The sequence below is a fragment of the Phyllobacterium sp. genome, from assembly GCF_037994425.1.
Classification (GTDB): domain Bacteria; phylum Pseudomonadota; class Alphaproteobacteria; order Rhizobiales; family Rhizobiaceae; genus Phyllobacterium.
In genome coordinates, this window is sequence record NZ_JBBNAM010000132.1 from 1 (window position 1) to 9,703 (window position 9,703).

The window sequence follows — 9,703 nt, forward strand, 5'->3', positions numbered from 1 at the left end:
CCGGAAGACCTTCGACAAGCAGGTGCCCGTTTGCAAGGAGACCGATGATCAGCCGCTCGACCATTGTGTTTTGACCAATGATGGATTGGCTGACCCGTTTGCCAAGCTCGAAAATATCGTCACGCGCTGTCATTCAGACTTCCTCCGATATCCGGCGGCAAGGGAGCTGACCTCAGCCCATCACCGCCCGTATCGAGTTTGCCTTCAATTCGTCGCGACTGAAGTACGCAACGGTAAATCCACCGGAACCGGGCGTAACATTCCAACCCTTGTGCAGGTGGATGGCCGTTGGCTCCGCCTGCCGGCAACGCGGATCGGTTGCGGCGCAAATCTGCGGCTGCTAGGTGGCGCTTGCCCATGCCTGACGAAGGTTGCACGGCAACGTTGACACGGCTGGAACGCAAGAAATAAGCAACAATCATGCTGTTTGACTTTTGTCAGCGCGCATGAATAATGTCGAAATCAATCATTCTGGAACGATCCGCATGCCAATACGCTCTACCGACCAGGTCCTTCACAAGGCCGCCTGGCTCTACTACACACACGGCATGCGGCAGGATGAGGTAGCAAAGCATCTTGACATCTCCCGCGCCTCTGTTGCGACCTATCTGCGGCGCGCGAGGGAAACCGGCATCGTCAACATCGCGACATCAACGCAACTCTTCGCAGACGACGTGTTGGCCCGGCAGTTGGAAGACGCAGCTGGACTGAAGGCAGTGTGGATTGTTCCAGAAGACAGGCATGCCCTCGACCCAACGGCGGAAATGCCTGTCGTCGCCGCGGCGGTATTCCTGGAACTGATCGGCAAGGATGACAGAATTGGCGTTGCCTGGGGCCGGACCGTCTATCACATCGCCGACGTCATGCCTTTTGCGGACCTGCAGGGGGTAACCGTCGTCCAGCTCTGCGGCAATCTTGGAGCGCCTTATTCATACCGACCGGATCAATGCACCACGGAAATAGCAAGGCGGCTGAACGCCCAGGGTATCAACTTCTATGCACCGCTCGTTCTCAGTTCGGAAAGGTTGGCGCAGGAGTTGCGTCAAGAGCCCGTGATTCAGGAACAACTCGCGACCATCCCTCACTGCACACTTGCCCTTTATTCAGTCGGCGGGATTGAGGCCGATAGCCATTTGGTAAAGTGCGGTGCGTTGACGGCTGAGGAGTTGCGAGTGCTCGGAGAGGCGGGCGCGGCAGGCGTGATCGCCGGCCAGGTGATCGATCGAGACGGGCAATTGATGGATTGCGCCCACAACCGTCGCTGCATCTCGGCCGACCTCGATTCGATCCGTTCCATTCCGAAGCGGATGATGGTGGTTCAGGAAGATGAAAAGCTCGAGCCGCTTGTAGCCGCCATCAAGGGCGGATTTGCGTCACATCTCATCGTCACCGCCTCCATGGCTCGCCGCCTGCTCGAGCGCTTGGGCAGCGCCACTGTGGCCGCCAAAACGGAGTGATTTCAGCTTATGTCAGACAAGGCGGCGCCTTGGCGCCTGCTTTGCGCGAGTGGAGGAGGACATGATGGAAAATCTTTGGCGCGACAGTGATGCCGAAGCAATGGTCGAAGCTTACGGTCGGAGGGGCGTCAACCGTGACCTGGCGCTCCGGACCTATACGACGCGACTGCTTGGCAGCGAACCGCGGTTGGTATTGCATGGCGGTGGCAATACATCCGTGAAAACGGCCGTCCGCGATCTGATCGGCGAGGACTGGGACGTCCTTTGCGTCAAGGGCAGTGGTTGGGATATGGGAACGATCGAACCCGAGGGATTGCCCGCCGTCAAGATCGCACCGCTGCTGAAAGCGCGCAAGCTGCAGAAACTGTCGGACGAGGACATGGTCACGCTACAGCGGGCCAATCTTATCGATCCCGCCTCCCCCAACCCCTCTGTCGAGGCGCTCCTGCATGCGTTCCTGCCGCATAAATTCGTCGATCACACCCATTCGACGGCAATCCTTGCCATTGCCGACCAGGCAAGAAGCAAGGAGATGAGCTCAGAGGTTTTTGGCAAGAAGATGGGCTTCGTGCCTTACATCATGCCTGGCTTCGCGCTGGCCAAGGCCGCTGCCGAGGTCTTCGATCGCGATCCGAGCGTGGAGGGCCTGATCCTCGACAAGCACGGCATCTTCACCTTCGCCGACACGGCAAAACAAGCCTATGACCGGATGATCCATTATGTGACGTTGGCTGAGGACTACGTCCGTCGTCGCGGCAAGACTCCATTCACGTCTGGACGCCTACCGCAACAGACAGCGGCGGCCAATGAGATCGCTGCAATGTTACGCGGCGCAGTCGCTGTCGCCCGCGGCGAAGGCCGGTTCGACCGGATGATAAGCGAATTTCGTGTCTCCCCGGCGATCCTTGATTTCGTCAATGCGGCAGAAGTTGAGGACATGGCGGCGCGCGGCGTTTCAACACCGGACCTCTCCATCCGGATAAAGACCGGCCCGCTTGTGCTGCCGCCTCCAGCGGCAGGCAAGCTCGCGGAGTTCCGATCGGTGATCGATGAGCGCGTCGCCGCGTTTGTCGCCGCCTACACCGCGTACTTTCGCGAGAACGATGCTCGCGACGACGTGAAGCGCACCATGATCGACCCTATGCCGCGGCTGACTTTGGTTCCCGGCGTCGGGTTGTTCGGCCACGGTCGCACGCTCAGGGATGCACAGATCGCGGCAGATGTCGGTGAAATGTGGATCGAGGCCGCGCGCGACGCGGAATCCATCGGCCGCTTCGAGCCGGTCAGCCGGCCGGATCTCTTCGATCTCGAATACTGGTCCCTGGAACAGGCCAAGCTTGCCGGCGCCAAGCCGAAGCCTCTCACAGGTCAGGTGGCCCTCGTTACCGGGGGCGCCGGCGCGATCGGCGCGGCGACTGCAAAGCTTTTCGCGCGCGAGGGTGCCCACGTCGTGGTCGCCGATCTCGATGCGGCCAAAGCCGGCGACGTCGCCAGGGCGATCGGTAACCAGTCCATCGGCGTCGCCTGCGACGTGACCGATGCGGCTTCCGTTCGCGGCGCCTTCGATAAGGCCATCTCGACCTTCGGCGGCGTCGATATTGTCGTCTCCAATGCCGGCGCGGCCTGGGAGGGAGCGATCGCGACGCTCGATGACAGCCTCCTGCGCAAGAGCTTCGAACTCAATTTCTTCTCACACCAGCTTGTTGCGCAAAATGCGGTCCGGATCATGAAAGAACAGAGGACTGGCGGTGCACTGCTCTTCAACGCCAGCAAGCAGGCGGTCAATCCAGGCTCCAAATTCGGTGCGTACGGATTGCCCAAGGCAGCTACGCTGTTTCTGTCGCGGCAGTATGCGCTGGAGCATGGAGCCGATGGAATCCGCTCCAACGCCGTCAACGCCGATCGCATTCGTTCCGGTCTACTGAACGATGAGATGATTGCCAACCGGGCGGCAGCGCGCGGTCTGTCGGTGCAGGATTACATGGGCGGCAACCTTCTCGGCCAGGAAGTAACTGCCGATGACGTGGCGCAGGCATTCCTGCACCACGCGTTGGCCGACCGGACAACGGCCGATGTGACAACCGTCGACGGCGGCAATATTGCCGCAGCGCTGCGTTGACGCGCGATTTGCTCTTCTGCTTCAAACAGGAGAGCAAATGGCCCGCCGAGGCTTTTGCTGACCCTAACAACAGGTAAGACAGCCCGAAGGCCGCCTCGCATTTCCTCAGATGTCTTACTACTTCTTGTTCGGCAGCGGCATCCAGGCTGGAACGGCCACATCAGCATGAGCGAACTGCGGCAACTTGGCGCCAAGTTCTTCCATATTCTTGATATCTGCGTCCTTCAGGTCCTTCTGCGTGATCAGCGTCGGCGGGACAATCACATTGTGGCCCGGATCTTCGCCGGCAAGCAGCATGGCAAGCGCGCGTACCGAGACCTGACCAACGACGGCGGGGTTGGTAGCGGCTGTAGCTGCCCAGGCGCTGTCCTGCTCGCGCATAGCGGCGATATCAGACGTCGAAATATCGGCCGAATAGATCTTCACGCTGGTTGAAAGACCAGCTTCGTCCACCGCGATCTTCACGCCCTTGGCGAACTCATCGTAGGGTGCGAACATCACCTGGACGTCAGGATTGGCCGACAGCACGGAGCGTGCCTGGTTGGCGACGGAGTTTGCGATCGGATTATCCATAGTTCCGAACATCGCCGCTTCATTGATGCCCGGGTACTTTGTCTTGAACTCTTTCCAGGTTTCGTCGCGACGATCGAGCGGCGCAATGCCAGCAACGTAGACGTAGCCGGCCTTCCAGGCGTCGCCATTGTCCTTGACCGCCTGCTCAAGCGCGAGGCGCGCCAGATCGCGGTCCGATTGCTCGATCTGCGGGATCTTCGGGTTCTCGACGTTGACATCGAAGGCAACGACCTTGATGCCAGCGTCAACAGCACGCTTGGCGGCTTCCTTCATCGACTCCGTAAGGCCATGCTGGATGATAATGCCATCGACCTTCAATGCAATTGCCTGATCGACCATATCAGCCTGCAGCGCCGCATCCTGGCGGCTATCCAGCACGCGCAGATCGACACCCAGGGCCTTGGCCTGCGCCTCAACGCCAGACAGGTACGACTGGAAGAAATCGCCAGTCGACAGATAGCGCACGAGAGCGATCTTGACTTGGCCAGGGTTGTCGAAGGGCTTGGGCATGTCGGCCGAAAGGGCAACGCCCGAGAAGGCTGTCGCTCCGATGAGGCCTATTGTCAGCTTGCCGAGTGTTCTACGCGTAATCTTCATTCCTGTCTCCTCCACAGTAGACGCTTTGTTGTTCATGCGTATGCGCGAAGGGCCTCCCAGCCCTATCGTTTGCCTCTCTCCGAAAGAGCAAAGGTAAAGACCAGCGCGATGACGAGCACCGCGCCCTTGACGAAGTCCTGCGTATAGTAAGGCGCGTTCATCATCGTGAGGCCCTGCAGCAGGACACCGACGAAGAGGGCCCCTACTGCAGTCCCAAAGGCATTCGGCTTGGCGACTCCGAGCACGGCAAAGCCAATCAGGGCGGCGGCGACCGCGTCGAGCAAAAGATTGTTGCCGGAGGCGATGTCACCACGACCCAGACGCGCAGCAAGCAGAATGCCACCGATCGAAGCGAAGACGCCTGAGATGACGTAGGCAAACATCTTGTAGGCATTGACAGGCGCACCAGCGAGTTCCGCAGCACGCTCGTTCGAGCCGACGGCATACATCATCCGACCGAAGCGGGTGTACTCCAGAAAAAACCAGATAAGGATGGCGAGCACGATCAGCACGACGACCGAAACTGGCACCAGATTCGGAAGAAGGAAGTCAAACTTGTGACGTCCAAGTGCCAAAAAGGCCGGGCTGAAGCTGCCAGTTGCGGTACTGCCATCGGGCAGGCTCATCCCGGTCGCGATCGACCGACCCTCGGTCGGAATGCGCTGCAGCCCGACAAGAAGGAACATCATTCCGAGCGTTGCCAGCAAGTCGGGAACGCGCATGTAGACGACTAGGAAACCATTGACCAACCCGATCACTATGCCGATCAGCAGGCAGACGGCGATCGCCGTCAAAGCATCACCGTTCAAGATCACCATGATGTATGACGACGCCATCATCGCTGTCGTTGCGACCGAACCAATCGACAGATCGAAGCCACCGACGACCATGGTCGCTGTGACACCAAGCGCCAGAATGCCTGTGATCGATACCGACTGCAGGATGAAGACGGCGCTTTGCGGCGAAGCAAACCCGCTCGTAGCTATAGAGAAGTAGACGAGCATCGCCGCAAGCAGCAGCAGAAAGCCATAGCGGATAGCGAGCTCGCGAATATTGGCGCCCATTGCTTGCGGTGGAACGATTTTTGCCGGCTGCGCTGCAGCGATCGGCGTGTCGTGATCAGTCATCAATTCACCATTTCATGCTGGCCCGCGATCTCGGCCAGGAGTTTACTGACATCGATACCGGCGTTTAGATGCTCGCCGGCCAGCGTCTGTTCGGACATCACCAGAATACGGTCGGCAATTTCGAAGGCCTCATCGAGCTCCGTCAGGAACACAACAGTGGCTCTTCCTTGCGCCGATGCTCGAAGCTTCTCGGCAATGTCGCGGCGCGCGGCAATATCGACGCCCTGGAACGGTTCATCGAGAACCAGCAATCGACAGGGTTGGCTTAGCCAGCGGGCCACCATCACCTTTTGCTGATTGCCACCGGAGAGCGTGTGCATCTCATCTCGTTCCGATCGGCAAACGATGCCGAGAGCGGAAATCTGCCGTTTAGCTTCGCCGCGCTCCGAACCGCGGCTGGAGACGCCGCCGACACGGGCGAGCCGCTTCAGGAAAGGAAGGCTGATATTCTCGTAAATATTGAAATCGGGGACGATGCCATTGTCCGCGCGGTCCTTGGCGACGAGGAAAACTCCTTCGGCAATGGCCTCTTGAGGTGTGCGCGGCTGATATCGCCTGCCATCAAGCGACATGCGTCCTGCAAACGGCTGTCTGGCGCCGAAAAGCGTCTCGGCAAGCGCGGTCTTGCCAACACCGACGAGACCGGTGACGGCAACGACTTCTCCCTCACGCAGCACGAAATCAAAAGGACGTGCGCTCGGCGAGAGCATGAGCTCTTCGGCGCCGAGGACTGTCGCCCCGCCGTTGCGAACGGCAATGCCGTCATGGCTGATCGCTTTGCCGAGCATCGCATTCACCGCACCCTCATAGTCGAGGTCAGGTCCCGTGAAGGTGCCGGTAATACGTCCGTCACGCAGGCTGACGATACTGTCTGCCAGGCGCCGGATATCCGACATGCGGTGCGAAATATAGAGGATGGCGACACCCCGTGCGCGCAAGCGATCGACAAGCTGGAAGAGCCGCTCGGCCTCGGCGCTTGACAACGAAGACGTCGGTTCATCGAGGATAAGTACCTTTGGCTCGTGGGCCATCGCACGGGCGATGGCCACCATCTGCCGGTCGGCAAGAGATAGCCCTGAGATGCCAACGCCGAGATCCAGGGAAAGGCCCATGCGATCGGCCACTGCCTTGGCTTCGCGCCGCACGCGCCTCGGATTGAAAAACCAGCGCGCGGAACGCCCGTTCAGCCGGTCAAGCGTCAGGTTTGTTGCGACATCCAGATCAGCTACCACCCCATCGTTTATATTCTGATGAACGGTAACGACGCCGGCACGGATGGCTTCAGCCGGTGACGAGGGCGAAAAAATCTGCCCCGCCAGCGAAATATGGCCGGCGTCACGCGTGTAGACACCGCTTACGATCCGCACGAGCGTAGACTTGCCAGCACCGTTTGCACCCATAAGGGCGGTTACAGAACCGGCGCGAAGCGACAGATCGACTCCGCCGAGCACCTGGATACGACCAAAAGATTTCCGCAATCCCTCGACGCGGAACACAGGTTCTTCGTTCATCTCCGTCCTCCCACGGTGATGCTAGGCCGGGGCGTCATCATTTGTCAAGCTCGTTGACATTTGACAAATCGACCCATATCAAATGTCATCAGAGTGCAAGATCGCTGACTGCCCAAAGAGGAGGGAAGTCGGCCGCGCGGGGGAGTTGGCACCGCGAAAACGGTCCGGGGAGGAAGAAATGACGGATACGAAGCCGTTCGTGGCCCTGTGCCCCGAAACGTTGCCGCAGCGGCTGGGCGGCCTAGCGGCACTCATTGAAAAATTGGGCGAGGACCTGGGTAGCTGGCGCGTCAAAGAAGTCGGAGACGGCAACCTTAATCTTGTCTTCATCGTCGAAGGCGAGCGAGGAAAGGTGATTGTCAAGCAGGCGTTGCCCTATGTCCGCCTTGTCGGCGAGAGTTGGCCGCTGCCGCTCAAGCGCTCTTACTTTGAGTATCATGCGCTGATGCGCCAATCGGACCGCGATCCCGGAATGGTACCGGAGATTTTCCATTTCGACGTCGATCAGGCGATCATCGTCATGGAATTCCTGTCACCGCATATCATTCTGAGGCGTGCTCTCATCGAGGGCCAGCGACTGCCCAGGATCGGCCGTGATCTCGGTCTATTTGCTGCACGCACGCTTTTCCGCGGCTCAGATCTCGCCATGACCGCCCGCGAGCGAAAGCAGGATCTGGCGCTGTTTTCCGACAATGTCGAACTGTGCGACATCACGGAGAATCTCGTCTTTTCAGACCCCTATTTCGAAGCCTCGCTCAATCGTCACACATCACCACAGCTCGATGGGATCGTCGCTGAACTGAGGGCGGATCGCGATTTGAAGGTCGAGGCACAAAAGCTGAAGCACCTTTTCACCACCAAGGCCGAGACCTTGCTGCATGGCGATCTTCATACCGGCTCCGTGATGGTGACGATGGATGAGACCCGCGTCATCGATCCGGAATTCGCCTTCTATGGCCCAATCGCCTTCGACGTCGGTATGATGATCGCCAATTTCTGGATGAGCTATTTCTCGCAGGCGGGCCACGAACAGAACGGCAATCGCGAGGCTATGCGGGACTATCTGCTCAACGTCATCGAAACTATCTGGGCAACCTTCTGCGAGGAGTTTTCAGACCTGTGGCGTAGCGAGCGCAACGGCATCCTCTATCAGCGCTCGCTCTTCGAAGATCGCGGCGACCTGCTCGGCGCCGAACAGGCACTCGATCACGTCTTGCATGAGATCTGGACCGACATGCTCGGCTTTGCCGGCGTCGAGATCCACCGTCGCATCCTTGGCCTCGCTCATAATGCCGATTTCGAAACCATCGCGGATTTGGATCTGCGAGCACGCTGCGAGCGCAAGGCATTGAAACTCGGCCGCCATCTCGCCGTCAATCGCCGGCATATTCACAGCCTCGCGGAGATCAACTCGCTCGCCAAACGACTCGAGAAGGAGACAGTCATTTGAAAGTTGGAGCGCGTCACTACCACACCATCTGGCTGAATGACGACGGCGCTTCGGTCGACATTATCGACCAGCGGTGGCTGCCGCACGAGTTTCGCGTGGTTACGCTGAAGAGCGTCGATGACGTCGCAGTCGCCATCAGGGACATGTGGGTGCGCGGAGCACCACTGATCGGCGTGACAGCAGCCTACGGGGTCGCGCTTGCCATGGCCGCCGACAGCAGGAACACCTCCCTCGACGCAGTGTGGAATACACTCCATGAAACGCGACCGACCGCAATCAACTTGCGCTGGGCACTGGATACGATGCGCAGCTTCCTGCTCGAGCTCCCGGAAAGTCAGCGCGCTGAAGCCGCCTACAAGCGTGCTGCCACGATCGCAGAAGAGGATGTCGACCTCAACCGCCGCATCGGCATGAACGGCCTCACAATCATTCGCGAGATCGCCGCTCGCAAGAAGCCCGGCGAGCCCGTGAATATTCTCACTCACTGTAATGCCGGCTGGCTTGCGACGGTTGACTACGGCACGGCGACGGCTCCGATCTATCTCGCGGCTGAAGAGGGGATTCCTGTCCATGTCTATGTCGATGAGACACGCCCCCGCAACCAGGGCGCCCAGCTAACGGCGTGGGAACTGAAGGGCCACGGCATTCCCCATACACTCATCGTCGACAATGCCGGCGGCCATCTGATGCAGCATGGCGAGGTCGACATGGTAATCGTCGGCACCGACAGGACCACGGCCAGCGGCGACGTCTGCAACAAGATCGGCACCTATCTGAAGGCGCTCGCCGCAAAGGACAACAACGTACCATTCTATGTTGCCCTCCCCTCACCGACGATCGACTGGACGGTGCATGACGGTGTACGCGAA

7 protein-coding genes and 1 pseudogene are annotated in these 9,703 nt (G+C 59.4%); 4 read left to right on the top strand and 4 right to left on the bottom strand.

Annotated features, from left to right (window positions below; genetic code table 11):
• Positions 1-133: pseudogene (locus AAAB35_RS09505) on the bottom strand (AAA family ATPase); the annotation flags it as partial.
• A 352-nt stretch (positions 134-485) separates the two neighbouring features.
• Between AAAB35_RS09505 and AAAB35_RS09510 the strand changes: the two are divergent.
• Positions 486-1,457, top strand: a complete 972-nt coding sequence (locus AAAB35_RS09510; protein ID WP_100248133.1) for a sugar-binding transcriptional regulator — start codon at positions 486-488, stop codon at positions 1,455-1,457.
• Positions 1,458-1,521: 64 nt separating this feature from the next.
• Positions 1,522-3,576 carry a bifunctional aldolase/short-chain dehydrogenase gene (locus AAAB35_RS09515; RefSeq protein ID WP_112824940.1) on the top strand — a complete coding sequence of 685 codons (2,055 nt, stop codon included), beginning with the start codon at positions 1,522-1,524 and terminating at the stop codon, positions 3,574-3,576.
• Positions 3,577-3,693: 117 nt separating this feature from the next.
• Here AAAB35_RS09515 and AAAB35_RS09520 read toward each other — a convergent pair whose 3' ends face one another.
• The 3 genes from AAAB35_RS09520 to AAAB35_RS09530 all read right to left on the bottom strand — a co-directional run bounded on the left by AAAB35_RS09520 (position 3,694) and on the right by AAAB35_RS09530 (position 7,384).
• Positions 3,694-4,746: a substrate-binding domain-containing protein gene (locus AAAB35_RS09520; protein ID WP_112824895.1), complete on the bottom strand. Its 1,053-nt coding sequence runs from the start codon at positions 4,744-4,746 to the stop codon at positions 3,694-3,696.
• Between the two features lie 62 nt (positions 4,747-4,808).
• Positions 4,809-5,810, bottom strand: coding sequence for an ABC transporter permease (locus tag AAAB35_RS09525; RefSeq protein ID WP_112667051.1), 1,002 nt, complete (start codon positions 5,808-5,810; stop codon positions 4,809-4,811).
• A gap of 62 nt (positions 5,811-5,872) precedes the next feature.
• Positions 5,873-7,384: a sugar ABC transporter ATP-binding protein gene (locus AAAB35_RS09530; RefSeq protein WP_112667035.1), complete on the bottom strand. Its 1,512-nt coding sequence runs from the start codon at positions 7,382-7,384 to the stop codon at positions 5,873-5,875.
• Positions 7,385-7,562: 178 nt separating this feature from the next.
• Here AAAB35_RS09530 and mtnK point away from each other — a divergent pair, with 178 nt between their 5' ends.
• Complete coding sequence (gene mtnK / locus AAAB35_RS09535; RefSeq protein ID WP_112667034.1) at positions 7,563-8,834, top strand: S-methyl-5-thioribose kinase; 1,272 nt, start codon at positions 7,563-7,565, stop codon at positions 8,832-8,834.
• A partial coding sequence (gene mtnA / locus AAAB35_RS09540; protein ID WP_340668048.1) for an S-methyl-5-thioribose-1-phosphate isomerase occupies positions 8,831-9,703 on the top strand: 873 nt, incomplete at its 3' end. The genes mtnK and mtnA, both read left to right, overlap by 4 nt.